Annotated in this window: 16 protein-coding genes and 1 pseudogene; 7 read left to right on the top strand and 10 right to left on the bottom strand. The window is 52.9% G+C overall.

Features of this window, described 5'->3' with window-relative positions; genetic code table 11:
- Nucleotides 1-10: 10 nt before the first annotated feature.
- From ACZ1HE_RS00835 to ACZ1HE_RS00860, 6 genes and pseudogenes are all read right to left on the bottom strand, one after another.
- A pseudogene (locus tag ACZ1HE_RS00835) lies at nucleotides 11-819 on the bottom strand (ParA family protein).
- Nucleotides 812-1,435 carry a 16S rRNA (guanine(527)-N(7))-methyltransferase RsmG gene (rsmG, locus tag ACZ1HE_RS00840; protein ID WP_472619158.1) on the bottom strand — a complete coding sequence of 208 codons (624 nt, stop codon included), beginning with the start codon at nucleotides 1,433-1,435 and terminating at the stop codon, nucleotides 812-814. Before rsmG ends, ACZ1HE_RS00835 begins: the two are co-directional and overlap by 8 nt.
- Nucleotides 1,432-3,300 carry a tRNA uridine-5-carboxymethylaminomethyl(34) synthesis enzyme MnmG gene (mnmG, locus tag ACZ1HE_RS00845; protein ID WP_472619159.1) on the bottom strand — a complete coding sequence of 623 codons (1,869 nt, stop codon included), beginning with the start codon at nucleotides 3,298-3,300 and terminating at the stop codon, nucleotides 1,432-1,434. Before mnmG ends, rsmG begins: the two co-directional genes overlap by 4 nt.
- A 12-nt stretch (nucleotides 3,301-3,312) precedes the next feature.
- Nucleotides 3,313-4,602, bottom strand: coding sequence for a tRNA uridine-5-carboxymethylaminomethyl(34) synthesis GTPase MnmE (gene mnmE / locus ACZ1HE_RS00850; RefSeq protein WP_472619160.1), 1,290 nt, complete (start codon nucleotides 4,600-4,602; stop codon nucleotides 3,313-3,315).
- A gap of 28 nt (nucleotides 4,603-4,630) precedes the next feature.
- Nucleotides 4,631-5,902: a transcription termination factor Rho gene (rho, locus tag ACZ1HE_RS00855; protein WP_108785299.1), complete on the bottom strand. Its 1,272-nt coding sequence runs from the start codon at nucleotides 5,900-5,902 to the stop codon at nucleotides 4,631-4,633.
- A gap of 120 nt (nucleotides 5,903-6,022) precedes the next feature.
- A complete protein-coding gene (locus tag ACZ1HE_RS00860; RefSeq protein ID WP_472619161.1) occupies nucleotides 6,023-6,472 on the bottom strand; it encodes a CopD family protein in 450 nt (149 codons plus the stop codon).
- Nucleotides 6,473-6,878: 406 nt separating this feature from the next.
- On the opposite strand from ACZ1HE_RS00860, the gene ACZ1HE_RS00865 reads away from it, so the two are divergent.
- From ACZ1HE_RS00865 to dnaQ, 4 genes are read left to right on the top strand one after another with little or no spacing between them, the layout of a single operon-like run.
- A complete protein-coding gene (locus ACZ1HE_RS00865) occupies nucleotides 6,879-7,478 on the top strand; it encodes a Maf family protein (protein ID WP_472619162.1) in 600 nt (199 codons plus the stop codon).
- Nucleotides 7,475-8,308 carry a shikimate dehydrogenase gene (locus ACZ1HE_RS00870; protein WP_472619163.1) on the top strand — a complete coding sequence of 278 codons (834 nt, stop codon included), beginning with the start codon at nucleotides 7,475-7,477 and terminating at the stop codon, nucleotides 8,306-8,308. Before ACZ1HE_RS00865 ends, ACZ1HE_RS00870 begins: the two co-directional genes overlap by 4 nt.
- Entirely contained in the window at nucleotides 8,305-8,898 is a 594-nt protein-coding gene (gene coaE, locus ACZ1HE_RS00875; RefSeq protein ID WP_472619164.1) for a dephospho-CoA kinase, read from the top strand. Before ACZ1HE_RS00870 ends, coaE begins: the two co-directional genes overlap by 4 nt.
- The gene (gene dnaQ, locus ACZ1HE_RS00880) at nucleotides 8,891-9,616 is read left to right on the top strand and encodes a DNA polymerase III subunit epsilon (protein ID WP_472619165.1); all 726 of its coding nucleotides are present in this window, start codon (nucleotides 8,891-8,893) and stop codon (nucleotides 9,614-9,616) included. Before coaE ends, dnaQ begins: the two co-directional genes overlap by 8 nt.
- Before the next feature lie 28 nt (nucleotides 9,617-9,644).
- Here the strand turns inward: dnaQ and secB are convergent, their stop codons facing one another.
- Complete coding sequence (secB, locus tag ACZ1HE_RS00885; RefSeq protein WP_085797666.1) at nucleotides 9,645-10,148, bottom strand: protein-export chaperone SecB; 504 nt, start codon at nucleotides 10,146-10,148, stop codon at nucleotides 9,645-9,647.
- A 56-nt stretch (nucleotides 10,149-10,204) separates the two neighbouring features.
- A complete protein-coding gene (locus ACZ1HE_RS00890) occupies nucleotides 10,205-10,738 on the bottom strand; it encodes an FxsA family protein (protein WP_472619166.1) in 534 nt (177 codons plus the stop codon).
- Between the two features lie 108 nt (nucleotides 10,739-10,846).
- Here ACZ1HE_RS00890 and ACZ1HE_RS00895 point away from each other — a divergent pair, with 108 nt between their 5' ends.
- From ACZ1HE_RS00895 to ACZ1HE_RS00905, 3 genes are read left to right on the top strand one after another with little or no spacing between them, the layout of a single operon-like run.
- Entirely contained in the window at nucleotides 10,847-11,503 is a 657-nt protein-coding gene (locus ACZ1HE_RS00895) for a Tim44/TimA family putative adaptor protein (protein ID WP_472619167.1), read from the top strand.
- Nucleotides 11,500-12,552: a murein transglycosylase A gene (gene mltA, locus ACZ1HE_RS00900; protein WP_472619168.1), complete on the top strand. Its 1,053-nt coding sequence runs from the start codon at nucleotides 11,500-11,502 to the stop codon at nucleotides 12,550-12,552. Before ACZ1HE_RS00895 ends, mltA begins: the two co-directional genes overlap by 4 nt.
- Nucleotides 12,552-13,139, top strand: coding sequence for a Smr/MutS family protein (locus tag ACZ1HE_RS00905; protein WP_472619169.1), 588 nt, complete (start codon nucleotides 12,552-12,554; stop codon nucleotides 13,137-13,139). The genes mltA and ACZ1HE_RS00905 overlap by 1 nt, the downstream gene beginning before the upstream one ends.
- Here ACZ1HE_RS00905 and ACZ1HE_RS00910 read toward each other — a convergent pair.
- Both ACZ1HE_RS00910 and ACZ1HE_RS00915 read right to left on the bottom strand, forming a co-directional pair.
- Entirely contained in the window at nucleotides 13,136-14,356 is a 1,221-nt protein-coding gene (locus ACZ1HE_RS00910) for an MFS transporter (RefSeq protein WP_472619170.1), read from the bottom strand. The genes ACZ1HE_RS00905 and ACZ1HE_RS00910 overlap by 4 nt on opposite strands.
- A complete protein-coding gene (locus ACZ1HE_RS00915; RefSeq protein WP_472619171.1) occupies nucleotides 14,353-15,174 on the bottom strand; it encodes an alpha/beta hydrolase in 822 nt (273 codons plus the stop codon). The genes ACZ1HE_RS00910 and ACZ1HE_RS00915 overlap by 4 nt, the downstream gene beginning before the upstream one ends.
- Between the last annotated feature and the right edge of the window lie 334 nt (nucleotides 15,175-15,508).

The following is a 15,508-nucleotide window of genomic DNA, read 5'->3' on the forward strand; positions in this document are numbered from 1 at the left end:
CTTCTCCTGATTACGCAGTTATCTTATTGTTTTTATTCATCAATTCATTCGCCAATTCTCTATATGCCAATGCACCCAGAGAATTCGTGTCATAACTCAGAACCGGAAGCGCAAAGGAAGGTGCTTCGCTGACCCGAACATTTCGTGGTATTTTGGTTTCGAATACCAATTCTCCCAGGTTGTCACGAGCATCAGCTTCTACCTGCTGAGACAAATTGTTTCTTCGATCAAACATCGTAAGAACAACACCTTCAATCCGCAAATTTGGATTTGCTGTCTGTCGGACTTCTCTAACCGTCAGCATCAATTGCGACAAACCTTCGAGTGCAAAAAATTCACTTTGAAGCGGAACCAAAACGGAATCTGCCGCAACCATCGCATTAACAGTCAGCAGGTTCAGAGAGGGCGGACAGTCAATCAAGACATAATCCCAGCCAAAGCTGTCCATTGCTATCTGATGCAACGCATCGTGCAGTAGAAAGCTTCTTTTTCGTTGGAAACCAACTCAATATCCGCGGAACTTAGATCAACCGTCGCTGGGATAATGAACAATCCTTCAAACTCTGTTTTGTGCACGACTTCTTCAGGGCCAGCATCACCAGTTAGAAAGTCGTAGCTGGTATTCAAGCGCTCAGATCTCTCGATCCCCAATCCAGTCGACGCATTACCCTGCGGATCAAGATCTACGACAAGAACCTTCTGGTCTGATTCAGCCATTGCAGCCGCCAGGTTGATTGCGGTTGTCGTTTTGCCAACCCCTCCCTTTTGGTTTGCTACTGCGATTATTTTTGGTCCGGTGGGACGGGAAAGGTCATGCACGCGCGATTTCCCTGACTTTTAGGATTACTGCTTCGGGTTCTGTGATACTAGTAATGGCTTCATACTGAAAATTCCATTCTGTTTGCGCTTCTTGAAGCTCTTTTTTCCAAGATATGCCTTTTGGAAAAATCCCCGTCCCTTCGTTGTGCAAATGTCTGTCACAGTACTCAAGCAACCCAGACAGTGCAGTCAAGGCTCGGGCTGAAAGAACTTGAGCGTCTTGCCCTTCCACTTGCTCAATTCTCCTACTGACAACAGAAAAATCAGTAGATGTTTCACGTGAAACAGTACGAAGAAAGGCTGCCTTTCTTTGATCACTTTCTACAAGTGTAAAGGAAGAATAGGCCTTAACCTCCGAGTCAAGAATTGCAACTACAGCACCAGGAAACCCACCTCCACTACCCAGATCAACCCACTTTCCAGACTTCCGTGCGCAATAGTACACCTGTGCTGAGTCAATAAGATGCCGGGTCCAAACATCATCCAAGCTGCGCTTTGAAATGATATTAATTGTTGAATTCCACTTCCTTACCAACTCGGCGAACACTTCAAGACGTTCAAATGTTTCACGTGAAACATCATGACCGACGGTATCTTCAAAAACATCTTGCTTCATGCAGATCTCGTACGACGATTCTTGCGCACACGAGCGTATATCAATGCCATTGCCGCCGGAGTCATTCCATCCACACGACTGACTTGAGCCAAATTATCCGGTCGTATTTTGCTCAGCTTTTGTTTCAGCTCGTTTGAAAGCCCTTCAAACTCATCATATGAGATATCTGACGGTATCTTCAAATTCTCATCACGACGCATCGCATCCACATCACTTTGCTGTCTCGAAATGTAATTTACATAGAGAGCATCCCGCTCGATCTGTCTCTGGATATCAAGGGAAAACTCATCCAGTTCCGGTATCAGCGGGATAAGATCATCAAAACTAACATCCGGAAATGCCAAGACAGCCATACCTGACCTTCTATTGCCGTCTTGATTGACTTCGACTCCAGACGCTTTGAGTTGATTAGGCGTAAACTCTGCGTCGGTCAGCAACGTAGTGGCCCGCGTAAGCTTCTCATTTTTTTGATTAAACTCTTTTGTTCTCTCATCACCTACACAGCCTAGGTCTATGCCCTTCGGTGTCAGCCTTTGATCCGCATTATCAGCGCGAAGCGAAAGGCGGAATTCAGCTCGTGAAGTGAACATCCTATAGGGTTCTGTAACACCTCTGGTAATCAAATCGTCAACCATCACACCGATGTAACTCTCTGAACGGCTAAAGTGTACGGGATCTCTTTTTTGGGTGGTCAACGCTGCGTTCAAACCCGCTACCATCCCCTGAGCAGCAGCTTCCTCGTATCCGGTCGTTCCATTGATTTGCCCTGCCAAATACAGGTCTTGCGTTGATTTCAGCATGAGTTGCGAGTTCAACGATCTCGGATCGACATAATCATACTCAATTGCATACCCAAGTTGGAGAATTTTGGCATCTTCCAGTCCACGGATAGAACGCACATACTGTTCTTGAACATCCTGGGGCAATGATGTCGAAATCCCATTAGGATAGACCGTAAAATCATCTATCCCTTCTGGTTCCAAAAATATCTGATGTGAGTTCTTGTCCGCAAACCGGACAATTTTGTCTTCTATCGACGGGCAATACCGTGGACCCACGCCATCGATATGCCCACCGTACATGGCCGATCTAGCAATGTTCTGACGAATAATCTCGTGTGTTTTTTCGTTTGTATGGGTAATTGCACATGAAATTTGTGTTGCAGTTACCCCTTTGGACATAAAGGAAAACAGCGTTGGATCATCATCACCCCGCTGTAACTCCAAACCATCCCAAGCAATTGTTCTCCCATCCAGCCTGGGTGGCGTACCAGTTTTCAACCGCCCAATATTTAAGCCAAGATCGCGGATCCGGTCTGCTAGTCGGATAGAAGGCTTGTCGCCCATCCTCCCACCGGGATGAGATGCGTCTCCAATGTGAACAACACCTCGTAGAAATGTACCAGATGTCAGAATCACGGAATTGGCAGAGATTTGTGTACCATCGGCAAGCTCTACGCCCGTTGCCCTACCCTTCTCGATTAGAATATCAACCACTTCTCCGAACACTAACTCAAGGTCGGGTTGCAGTTTGGTAAGTGCCAGCATCTCTCGTCTGTATATTGATCGATCCGCTTGTGCCCGCGGGCCTTGGACAGCTGGACCCTTTCGGCGATTCAACAGCCGGAATTGGATGCCTGCGAGATCTGCTACGCGGGCCATCACGCCATCCAGGGCATCGATTTCTCGGACTAGATGTCCTTTTCCCAACCCGCCAATTGCCGGATTACACGACATTACGCCAATGTCTTTTTCAGACAAAGTAATCAAAGCAGTACGAGCGCCCATGCGAGCGGATGCATGCGCAGCCTCCGTGCCAGCATGCCCCGCGCCAACTACTACGACATCGAAATCCAAATGTTTCACGTGAAACACTCCTTACTTGCCCAGGCAAAAACTCGCAAAGATCTCATCCAGCAAGTTCTCCACATCGATACGACCTACCAGGGATTCGAGAGCTCGGATCGAAGTTCGAATTTCTTCTGCTGCAATATCGTACTGATCAGAACCAAATTCTAAGACACGCATAGCATCGGTCAACCCAACCTGAGCCCTTATCATGGCGTCCTTGTGCCGTTCTCGCGTTGCAACACCTGCACTCGCAGTCCGTTCCGACAAGTTCCGAGAGATCATCTCGACCAACTTGTCGACCCCTTTACCAGTTTGCCCGGAAACTGACGGCAATTCATCGTTCCTAAGGTCACCCTTTGACAATACCACGATGTCATGCGGTTCAGATGCAAACTCAGGGCAATCACCAGCAGTTTCCAACAGAAACACTCTAAGATCGGCTGCTGCAGCCCGCTTACGAGCCAACTCTATGCCAATGCTTTCTACGACGTCTTCTGTTTCCCGCAAACCAGCGGTGTCCAACAAAGTAACTGGTATTCCAGAAAGATCCATTCGAACTTCAATGATATCTCGCGTCGTTCCTGCGTACTCTGAAGTTATTGCTGCATCTCTACCCGCTAGGGCATTCAAAAGCGTAGATTTTCCTACGTTAGGGCGACCAACAATTGCGACTTCAAACCCCGAGCGAATACGCTCTGCAATTCTTACTCCTGAGATTTGCCGATCAAGATCTTTGGTGACTTTATTCAAAAGTAAATTCACTTCTGGTGTAACGTCGGTCGGTACTTCTTCATCAGCAAAATCTATGACTGCTTCCAGCAATGATGCTGCCCTGATCAAATCACGCCGCCACCGTTCTGCTAATACCCCAAGCGCTCCGCTCAAAACAGCTTGAGCTTGCCGTCGTTGAGCATCAGTCTCAGCATCAATAAGGTCTGCAAGCCCTTCAACTTGGGCAAGATCCATTTTCCCATTTTCAAGGGCTCGTCGGGTAAATTCACCAGGCTCTGCTAGGCGAAGGTCATCGATCTCTGAAAGAGCTCGCAACACAGAATCGACGACAGCGACACTTCCATGAACCTGGAGTTCCACAACATCCTCGCCTGTGAAACTCGCCGGAGCTTCAAAGGTCAAAACCAGAGCTTCATCCAACTGGTGTCCAGATATGTCCTTGATAACACACAGATTCATGCCACGTTTGGGAAAATGTCTGCCAGTCAATGCGCGAAGAGCATCATGTGCACCGCGACCCGATACTCGGATCACGGAAACACCTGCTTTGCCAGGAGCACTGGCCAAGGCAAAGATCGTATCCATTCCAGTGGCCTCGTGATTTGGACCTGGTTTAGGTATTCATCGAGTCGAAGAACTCGCCGTTTGTCTTGGTCTGCTTCAACTTCGACAACAGGAACTCGATCGCATCCGTGGTGCCCATCGGGTTTAGGATACGGCGCAGGACAAACGTCTTTTGCAGGTCCAGCTTGTCGACCAGCAGGTCCTCTTTCCGGGTGCCGGACTTGAGGATGTCGATCGCCGGGAACACACGTTTGTCGGCAATCTTGCGATCCAAAACGATTTCCGAGTTACCGGTACCTTTGAATTCTTCAAAGATAACTTCGTCCATACGACTGCCGGTATCGATCAGCGCGGTTGCGATGATAGTCAGCGAACCGCCCTCTTCGATGTTCCGCGCAGCACCAAAAAAGCGTTTCGGGCGCTGCAAGGCGTTTGCATCGACACCACCTGTAAGTACTTTACCCGACGAAGGCACAACAGTGTTGAATGCCCTACCAAGTCTTGTGATCGAATCGAGAAGGATAACAACATCTCGTTTATGTTCGACCAGACGCTTTGCTTTTTCGATTACCATCTCGGACACGGCAACGTGACGAGTTGCAGGTTCATCAAAGGTAGAAGATACAACCTCACCTTTCACCGAACGCTGCATGTCGGTGACCTCTTCGGGGCGTTCATCGATCAGCAGGACGATCAAGTAGCACTCGGGATGGTTTTTTTCGATCGAGTTGGCGATATTCTGCAGGATCACGGTTTTACCGGTCCGCGGCGGCGCCACGATGAGCGAACGCTGCCCTTTACCAATCGGCGCCACCAGGTCGATAACACGGGCCGAACGGTCTTTGATGGTCGGATCCTCGACTTCCATCTTCAGACGCTCATCCGGGTACAGAGGCGTCAGGTTGTCGAATGCGATCTTGTGCTTTGCCTTCTCGGGGTCTTCAAAGTTGATCTTGGTGACATTGGTCAGCGCAAAATAGCGCTCGTTGTCCAGCGGCGCCTTCATCACACCATCAATCGTATCACCGGTGCGCAGACTGTGCTGGCGGATCATCTCGGGCGAGACATAAATGTCGTCAGGACCCGGCAGATAGTTCGCCTCAGGCGAGCGCAAGAAGCCAAAACCGTCTTGTAACACCTCTAGTACGCCATCGCCCGAAATCTCCCATCCCTCGTCCGCGCGTTCACGCAGGATCTGGAACATCATTTCGCCTTTACGCATCGTTGATGCGTTTTCGATCTCAAGCTCTTCGGCCATCGACAGCAGGTCTTTGGGGCTCTTGGCCTTGAGATAGGCAAGCGACAGGGATTCAGCAGACATGATCAAACACCCTTTGACCGCAAGCGCGGCATGGATTGAATATGGATTCGGAAGACACGTAACCCGGACGGGTCAGTTGACCCCTACATAGGGGCGCAGGGCTGTGGAGTCAAACAGCCCTCAGAACTTCAAAATGACCGACAGGACGATGATCACCATCAAAACTGTCGGAACCTCATTCATGAGGCGGTACGTGCGCCCAGAGAGGGTATTGGTCCCCTCCTCTAAGCTGCGATGTTGCTTAAGCAGCCAGTGATGGAACCAGGTCATCGCCAGAACCGATGCTCCCTTGGTCCAGGGCCAGATCCACGACCAGTCGACGATACCTGGTGTAAAAACCATGATCAGCCCACAGACCCAGGTCACGATCATCGCTGGTCTCATGATGATCTTCAAAAGCTTCTCTTGCATCATCAGAAAGATTTCAGGTGCTCCCTGAACTTTCTTAGCCTGCTCGACATGATGCACAAACAAACGAGGAAGATAGAAGAGACCAGCCATCCACGAGATAACTGCCATGATGTGCAGGGATTTGACCCATGGGTAAATCGTGAACAGAAAATCGGTCATGTGTGTCTCGCGGATCGGGTTCGGGCTTACCTAATAAAAAAGAAAGAAAGAAAAAAGGATGATGATTTTTGTAGGGAGCTGGATTTTCGTGGATAACTCATCTGTCCTGCCAGTTTTCCCCATGTGGGGAACCTGATCGGGTTTCAAGCACTGTCTCTCCACATCTAAAATTTATTAATTAAAAACAATGCGGTAAACAAAACTCAACTTGAAGAGCTTGGGGATAATGTTGCGGGTAACTTTGGGTGGTCGGGTTATCCACGGGATTCAAGTTATCCTTGTCCAGAAAGGATACAACTCGAACGACTCAGAGATGTTTTTCGCGAAACCCCGGGGTTGCGTGACAAGCGGAAAGTCATACAAACCATCCGAAATCGCTCAAAGACTTGCCCAAGGGGTTATCCACATGACTGTCCCCATCGTTCTCGCCTCTGGCTCATCCATCCGGGCGCAACTGCTGCGCAACGCAGGTGTCCCGTTTGAGGTTAATGTGCCCCGTGTTGATGAAGATACTGTTAAAAATGCGCTGATTGCGGAAGAGGCCCCGCCCCGCGACATTGCCGACGCCCTGGCCGAGCTTAAGGCGCGCAAGATCAGCTTGAAAATGCCGGGCGCGATGGTGTTGGGCTGTGATCAGGTTCTGGACTTTCAGGGGCAGCTTCTGTCCAAACCTACCTCGTTGGAACAGGCCTTTGATCAGCTAAAGGCGATGCGGGGGCACCGGCATATGCTGCTGTCGGCTGCCGTCATCTATGAAAACGGAGAACCAATCTGGCGCCATGTTGGGCAAGTCCGCCTACGGATGCGGGCGAGTTCCGACACTTATCTGCGCTCATATGTTGAGCGGAATTGGGACAGCATTCGCCATGCGGTCGGGGCCTACAAACTTGAAGAAGAGGGTGTACGCTTGTTCACAACCATTGACGGGGACTATTTTAACGTTTTGGGTATGCCCCTGTTAGAGCTGCTCAATTTCCTGGCGTTGCGGGGGGTGATCGAACAATGACGAACACAACTATTCCATTGGCAGGTGTGATCGGGCACCCAATTGCACATTCCAAGTCCCCACGCTTGCACGGGCATTGGCTCAAGACCTATGGCATTGCAGGGCACTATATCCCGATGGACGTGGCGCCTCAGGATCTGGAAACGGTTCTACGTACATTACCCAAGGCCGGCTTTGTTGGGGTCAACGTGACTGTCCCGCATAAAGAGGCCGTGATGGCGATTGCGGATCAGATCACGGATCGTGCGACACTGATCGGCGCGGCGAACACCCTGATCTTCCGTGAGGACGGGAAGATCCATGCGGACAATACCGATGGCTATGGGTTTATGGAGAACTTGCGCAGCGGAGCCCCTGATTGGGAACCCAAGGCCAGACCGGCGCTTGTTCTGGGGGCTGGCGGGGCAGCACGCGCAGTGATCTCTGCACTGCTCGAGGCCGACGTGCCCGAGATCTTTCTGTCCAATCGCACCCGTGTACGCGCTGAAAAGCTGCGCGAAGATTTTGGTAAGCGACTGCAGGTGATTGACTGGGTGCAAGCAGGTAATGTGGTTGAAGACGCAGACCTGGTTGTGAACACAACTTCTCTGGGTATGGTTGGCAATTCCGAATTGCGCGTGCCGATGGACGGGCTGAAGCCGTCTGCGGTTGTGACGGATCTGGTTTATGCCCCGCTTAAAACCCGCTTGTTGCAAACCGCGGAAGAGGCGGGCTGCACCACCGTCGATGGCTTGGGTATGTTGTTGCATCAGGCGGTTCCCGGATTTGAGCGCTGGTTTGGCGAGCGGCCAAAGGTCGACAGTGCCACCCGTGCGGCGGCCTTGAGATGAGGTTTCTTCTGGGGCTCACAGGCTCTATCGGTATGGGAAAAAGCACAACCGCTAAGCTGTTTGCTGAAATGGGTTGCGCCGTTTGGGATGCGGATGCGGCGGTTCATCGGCTTTATGCGCTCGGCGGTTCTGCGGTTGCGCCGATGCAGGCTGCATTTCCCGATGCAATCGTTGACGGTGCCGTAAATCGTGATGCTTTGCGACATATCATTCAAGCTGACCCGACCGCGTTAAAGCAGATCGAACAGATCGTGCACCCGTTGGTTGGGCAAGACCGCGAACAGTTCAAAGTCGGAACAGACGCCGATATCCTGGTGTTTGATGTCCCATTGATGTTCGAAACTGGTGGCGATGCGGCTATGGATGCCGTGGCCTGTGTTTCGGTACCTGCTGATGTTCAGCAAGAGCGCGTGTTGGCCCGCGGAACGATGAGCCTGGAACAGTTTCAGCAGATCCGCGCCAAACAGATGCCGAATGACGAGAAATGTGAGCGATCCGATTTTGTGATTGTCACCGACACGCTAGACCACGCCCGCCAACAGGTGCAGGCTGTGGTGGAGCAGATCAGAGCAGGGTTAAACGATGCGTGAAATCGTTCTGGATACGGAAACCACCGGGTTTGATCCCGAAAGCGGCGACCGGATTGTTGAAATCGGCGCGGTCGAGCTGTGGAACCATGTGGCCACCGGCGAGACCTATCACCAGTACATCAACCCCGAACGCTCCATGCCGCTTGAGGCGTTTGGCGTTCACGGTATCGGTCCTGACCTGCTGGAATCCCCGCAACCGCCCGGCCCGGGTGCGGTGACGCTGCGGGACAAGCCGGTCTTTGCCAAGGTGGGTCAGGCCTTTCGGGATTTCGTCGGCGATTCCAAACTGGTGATCCACAATGCGGCCTTTGATATCAAATTCCTGAATGCCGAACTGCGCTGGATGGGCCTGCCCGAAATCCCGTGGGAGCAAGCGCTCGACACACTGGCCATCGCACGCAAGAAATTCCCTGGCTCGCCGGCCTCGCTTGATGCGTTGTGCCGCCGCTTTGGTATCGACAACACAAACCGGACGTTACACGGCGCTTTGCTCGATAGTGAAATCTTGGCCGAGGTTTATCTGGAGCTGATCGGCGGCAAGCAACCCGACTTTGGCCTGTCGACGGTCCAGGGCGGTTCCGGTGGATCTGCTGCAGACGACTGGCGCCCTAGTGCACGGCCAAATCCCCTGCCCGCGCGCATCTCGGCCGAGGAACAAGAGGCCCATCAGGCCTTTGTCGACAAATTGGGGGATGATGCGATGTGGAAACGCGCCTGAGAGTTGATCCCAAGCGCGTAATCCGAAATCAGGCGTCGGCCTGCTGTTCTTGCTGAGCGGCCTGTAGGCGCGCCAGTTCGTTGCGATAGAGCGCAACAAAGTCGATGTTGTCCAAGTTCAGCGGCGGGTAGCCACCGTCGCGGGTTACGTCGCTAACGATGCGGCGCAGGAACGGGAACAACATGCGCGGGCATTCGATCAACAGGAACGGGTGCAACTGATCCTCGGCCACGCCTTCGACGTGGAAGATACCGCAGTAGTCGATCTCGAAGACAAACAGGGTTTCACCCAGCTCTTTGGCCTTGGATTCGATGTTCAGCTTGATCGCAACTTCGTATTGGTGATCCGTTGAACGCTTTTTCGCATCAAGGTTCACCTGAACGTTGACGTCCGGCTGCACGTCACCCGATGCGCCCTTTTGGGCCATCACGTTTTCAAACGACAGGTCGCGGATGAACTGTCCCAGAACGCGCATCTGAACTTGTGGGGGTTGTTGCTGTTGGTTGCCTTCGGCGGCGCCGTTTTCGGCCATGGATTTGCTCCGTGAAAATCAAATTCGACACTGCTTAGCAGCTTGCCCGTATCACCTCAATGGCGGTCCGGTCCTTCGACCCAACCCGATGGCGGGGCGTTGGGGTCACGTGGCTTACCGACCTCTTCGTATTCGCCATCGATCACGTCGCCGAGCCCGCCGGGGTGACGCGCACCGTGTCGCGGATCAAGGCCCGAATGCATGTTCTGAAACCGGGGATCGCCGCCCATTTGAAAGCTCGATACCGTTACCTTGGACCGCAGATAGCGGAACACCGCCACCCGAACGCCAGGAACCAGCAGAGCAAAGCCAACCGCATCGGTAAAAAACCCAGGTGTCAGTAACAGAGCACCCGAAAATAGGATCATCGCACCATGGGCCAACGGCTCGGTCGGATCATCCAGAGTGGAAAAGGCCTGCTGCAGCTGCCCCATCGCCATGCGACCTTGTGTCCGCACCAACCAGGTGCCCAACACGGCTGTCAGCACAACAATTGCAAGGGTTAGCCACAGCCCGATCAGGCCGCCAACTTGGATGAACAAGGCAATTTCGATGATCGGAACCAGCAAAAAGGCCAGAAACAGGTACATTTAGGTTATCCTTTCCTAAGGGGTGAACGGTGGACTTGCACCGCCCCGTCCCCTACATAGTGCTCTGAGGCCTTGCTTACAAAGCCTCTTGCCTGAAACGAGGAAGAAATGAACTCACCCTTGATCCAGCTTTTGGTATTGGTAAGCATCGCCATTTTTCTCATTCTGCGTTTGCGCAGTGTTCTGGGTACGCGTGAAGGTTTCGAAAAACCGCCCGTGCCACAACAATCCAATGCGCGCACGGCGCGCGACTTTGAAGTGATCGAAGGCGGCCCCGATCGGGACATCACCGATCACGTTGGCGAAGACAGCCCGCAGGCGCAGGAATTGACCGCGATGAAGCGGATCGAGCCCGGCTTTTCGGTCACCGATTTCGTCCAAGGCTCGCGCGGGGCTTACGAGATGATCGTCATGGGGTTCGAGCGCGGTGACCTGAACGACATCCAGCCGTTCCTGGCCGAAGATGTATTTGATACCTTTGTCAGCGTCGTGTCTGATCGCGAGGATCAAGGCCTCAAGATCGAGGCAGAGTTCATCGGCGTGCGCGAAACCACACTGGTTGACGCCAAGTTCGACAAAGACACCCAACTGGCCGAAATCACCATGCGCTTTGTGGCTGAGCTGACGTCCGTTGTGCGTGACCGCGGCGGCGACATCATCGAAGGCAACGCAAACACTGTCAAGCGCCAGAAAGATACCTGGACCTTTGCCCGCACCATGGGCACTGATGATCCGAATTGGCTGCTTGTCGCAACGGACGCATGATTGCAGCGCTTCGGTCGCTTCTTCTGGCAGGTGCCGTAATGTCCGCAGCAGGTTCTGCTTCGGGCAACGGAACCGATGTTACCTATACCGTTGCTTCGTTCGATGACCTGGATGGATGGGCCGCAGATGATCACGCTGCGGCCTTTGACACGTTCCTGAACACCTGCGCTGATTTTGATGATCCCGATTGGACGTCTTTGTGTGCAGTGGCGCAAAACCATACACCTGAAACGGCGCGCTCGTTTTTTGAGCTGTTCTTTCGCCCTGTTCTAATTCAAGACGGCAAGGATGGGCTGTTTACTGGTTATTTCGAACCCGAGCTTGATGGTTCACGCGTGCCCACCAGCCAGTTCCGATATCCCGTCTACAAAATGCCGCCCGAGGCCAAGGCGTCGAACCCCTGGCTAAGCCGACGCGAGATTCTGACCAGTGGGGTGATGGAAAACCGCGGACTTGAAATCGCTTGGGTTGATGATCCTGTTGAGTTGTTCTTTTTGCAGATCCAAGGCTCCGGGCGTATCCGCTTATCCAACGGATCGACGATCCGGGTGGGTTATGGAGGGGCCAATGGTCATTCTTATCGATCGATTGGGGTCGAACTGGTGCGACGTGGTATCTACAACGCCCATCAAGTGAGCGCACAGGTGATCAAGAACTGGGTGCGCCGTAATCCGGCGGCAGGCGTCGAACTGCTTCTGCACAACCCCAGCTATGTGTTTTTCCGCGAGGTGCGGCGCGTTTCATCCGCCGATGGTCCACTGGGCGCGATGAATCGGTCCGTGACGGCGATGCGCTCGATCGCGGTGGACCCGGCCTTCACACCGCTTGGTGCTCCGGTTTGGGTAGAAAAGAACGGCGCGGGTAAATTGCGTCGCCTGATGATTGCTCAAGACACGGGTTCAGCTATCAAAGGGGCGCAGCGAGCGGACATTTTCTTTGGGACCGGGGACGCGGCTGGCCAAGCAGCCGGTCGGCTGCGTGATCCAGGCCGAATGCTGGTATTGTTACCAATCCAACGGGCCTATGCTTTGCTGCCGGATGGGTTCTGATGGCCCGTCGTAAATTGTCGCAAGAGGAAATGGACCTGTGGCAAAAGGTCGTGCGGAAGGCGGATCGCCTGAACCCGGAACATATCGAAGAAAATCACGCTACAACACTTCCAAAGCCGAAGCCCGCAGTAGAACGATCTCTTCTTTTGAGTGAGTTCAAAGTTGGTCAAAAGGCTGGTTCGAAACCAACGCGCAACAGTCTAAAGCCGACGGTAACCGAACACCTTTCGAAAATGCCAGTTCAGATGGACACCAAAGCGTATGGTCGCATGAAGCGGGGTAAGCTTAGACCAGAGGCAAGAATTGATCTGCACGGGATGCGTGTCGATACCGCGCACCCCGCCCTGACCCGGTTCATTCTATCGTCGCAGGCATCCGGCAAGCGCTTGGTTCTAGTGATCACCGGCAAAGGCAAGGACCGGGACGAGCCAGGACCCATTCCAACTCCCCGCGGTGTATTGCGAAACCAAGTACCGCAGTGGTTATCCTTGCCGCCACTTTCCAAAGTTGTGATCCAAGTCACACCTGCCCATTTGTCTCATGGGGGCGATGGCGCATATTATGTCTATCTTCGCCGCTTGCGTTAGAGATCGCGGCTAGCCCGCGACACACCCCAGGTCGTGAGGCCGCTGACCAAAACAAAATAGGCGGCAATACCCACAAATTGCGTTTCCAGCCCGGTACCAAAGTCTATCAACGCACCGGTGATGGCAGGACCAATCGCTGATCCAAGAACCATGACAGCGGTTGCCAAGGCCTTGATCGAACCGATGTGGGCGGTCCCATAGTACTCGGCCCAGAACGCGGGAATTAGGGTTGAGTTCGCGCCGCTGGTTATCGCGACAAAGGCAAAACCTGCCACAGCTAGAAGTGGTGAATTGCCTGCCGCAAAACAAAGAAACCCCGCAACAATTGGGAGCAAGTAAAAAGGCATCAAGCGCTTGGTGCCATATTTGTCCAACGCCCAGCCGACTGTTATCATCGCGATGATACCCACCACCGTGTAGACCGGAAACAAAGACACCAACTCAATGTGCGACCACCCCTTGATTTCTGCCAGATGGACCTGGTGAAAAAATAGTGCGGTGACGAAAGCGGATGGGCCAAGGATGGCTGGCACGACCGTCCAAAACAGCGGGTGCCGCAAGGCTTGGCGGCGTGTCCACTGTCGGCCATTCATCCCGGTACTTGATTCACTTTTGGCCAGACTTTGTGGTGTGCGTTCGTTGCGTAGCAAGCGAATTAGAACCGGTATTCCAAGCAGGCAGACACCAGCGCAGATGAGCCAAAGAGTTTGCCAGTGGACAAATCCCAGAGCTGCAACAAATGCTATTGGTAGCAGGGCCTCACCGACCGCGTATCCCAAGGTTGCGATTGAAAGGGCTTTTCCTCGCGTGGCCGTAAACCAACGCGCCATTGCGACCATTGCCAAATGGCTGCTCATGCCTTGCCCAAAGAACCGAAGTAAAAAGATGCTGATCGGTAAAACAGCAGCCCATGAGTTTAGGCCCATCGCCACGCAGGCAATTGCCAGTCCGGCTAAAATGACGGGGCCGAGTAACCGAACTCTGAAAACATCTGTGAAAGATCCAGCCCACACCATAACCACCGCGGATGCCATGGTTCCAAGAGAATACAGCCCACCCCACTCTCCATGGCTCAGCGCAAAGGTTTCGCGAATTTCTCCTGCAAAAACTGAGATAAAGAAGGTTTGTCCAAAGCTGGACAAAAACGTCAGAAGTCCACCCGCCGCCAGCCATCTGGAGTTTGTGGCAAGGTAGTCAAGAATGGCTTGGGTTTTCACCGGTCGCCTTCCTGAATGAATCCCCCTTGATCCAAAACAATTTCACGAGCGCCATCAGGTGTTGATTCGGATCCTTCCGGAAGAAGGAAACCCAACCCATTCGGGTCGCCATCGAATGTGCTGTTCATGGCGTGAACCGATTGCAGCATCGCAATCAACGTTGGCGACGTACCGGCCACCAAATGTGACGACTCGGCGTCCCCGGCAAAGGCTGTGGTATCAACGACGCTTATTGGAAGTTCGGAGACGGACTCAATTGAAGAAATATTGCCCAATCGCTCTGCGTCTGAATTACCGCGCAATCGCCCAGATACATTGAGCGCTTTATCCTTCTCGGACACGACGACCAAAAATGGCTGTGGGATTACGGACAGGCTGCGCATCTGAGACTTGAACAGGTCCACGTCCAGATCGGGTGACAGCAGCACCACACCGCCAAGTGAGCGATTGGCCCAGCCGGGTTGACGGATTTCCGACTGGCGCAACATCTCCATTGTCAGCACCGACCCAATCGAATGGGCGACGAGAAAGATGTTGTTCACCCCCGCTGCCTTTATGTTGCGGATCAGGTCTTCCAACCCGTCGCGCGCAAAAAGAACGCTGTCGTAATCATATGCGTAGCCAAAGGGTTTTCCACGGCTTGGCCATGAATAGATGACCATCGCGCCCGGCAATTGAATGTCATATGCGAGCTGCGCAGCCCGAAATGCGGTTTCCGTCTGGGTGGAGTTGTACCCATGAACAAAAATCGTCACGTCCCGCGTCGGGTTCTTTTGACTTCTGATGTCTTCTTCGATTCGATCCACAAATGACTGCATGTCTGCAAAATCCTGTCGACCGGCGAGCGTAAACTCTTTGCTTGGTTTGGGATTGGAGTATGCAAATTTCAATTCACCAGGGTTTCGGTTCGGCGGAATGGATACTGTCAATTCCAGAAGGCTGAGGTTTTCAGATCGGCGATGAGCAAAGCTGCCGTCTTGTTCCTTGACGCGAGTGGTTGCCGCGAAAACCGTTTTTGGTGTTCCAACCTCCAAGGCGCTGGGCACGATTGGCGAATAGTTGCGATCAGCGCAGGAGGTCAGAACCAACCCAAAAAAAGAAAACAAGGACCCGCACGCCAAATGCTCCCATTGCGAACGGAACCAAGCTAGC

The organism is Falsiruegeria sp. JB4-1 (assembly GCF_055693495.1).

Bases quoted from the DNA above. Each gene is read 5' to 3' on its own strand.
- rsmG (WP_472619158.1), bottom strand. From the start codon at position 1,435: ATGAAGCAAGATGTTTTTGAAGATACCGTCGGTCATGATGTTTCACGT.
- mnmE (WP_472619160.1), bottom strand. From the start codon at position 4,602: ATGGATACGATCTTTGCCTTGGCCAGTGCTCCTGGCAAAGCAGGTGTT.
- rho (WP_108785299.1), bottom strand. From the start codon at position 5,902: ATGTCTGCTGAATCCCTGTCGCTTGCCTATCTCAAGGCCAAGAGCCCC.
- ACZ1HE_RS00860 (WP_472619161.1), bottom strand. From the start codon at position 6,472: ATGACCGATTTTCTGTTCACGATTTACCCATGGGTCAAATCCCTGCAC.
- ACZ1HE_RS00865 (WP_472619162.1), top strand. From the start codon at position 6,879: ATGACTGTCCCCATCGTTCTCGCCTCTGGCTCATCCATCCGGGCGCAA.
- ACZ1HE_RS00870 (WP_472619163.1), top strand. From the start codon at position 7,475: ATGACGAACACAACTATTCCATTGGCAGGTGTGATCGGGCACCCAATT.
- coaE (WP_472619164.1), top strand. From the start codon at position 8,305: ATGAGGTTTCTTCTGGGGCTCACAGGCTCTATCGGTATGGGAAAAAGC.
- dnaQ (WP_472619165.1), top strand. From the start codon at position 8,891: ATGCGTGAAATCGTTCTGGATACGGAAACCACCGGGTTTGATCCCGAA.
- secB (WP_085797666.1), bottom strand. From the start codon at position 10,148: ATGGCCGAAAACGGCGCCGCCGAAGGCAACCAACAGCAACAACCCCCA.
- ACZ1HE_RS00890 (WP_472619166.1), bottom strand. From the start codon at position 10,738: ATGTACCTGTTTCTGGCCTTTTTGCTGGTTCCGATCATCGAAATTGCC.
- ACZ1HE_RS00895 (WP_472619167.1), top strand. From the start codon at position 10,847: ATGAACTCACCCTTGATCCAGCTTTTGGTATTGGTAAGCATCGCCATT.
- mltA (WP_472619168.1), top strand. From the start codon at position 11,500: ATGATTGCAGCGCTTCGGTCGCTTCTTCTGGCAGGTGCCGTAATGTCC.
- ACZ1HE_RS00905 (WP_472619169.1), top strand. From the start codon at position 12,552: ATGGCCCGTCGTAAATTGTCGCAAGAGGAAATGGACCTGTGGCAAAAG.
- ACZ1HE_RS00915 (WP_472619171.1), bottom strand. From the start codon at position 15,174: ATGCAGTCATTTGTGGATCGAATCGAAGAAGACATCAGAAGTCAAAAG.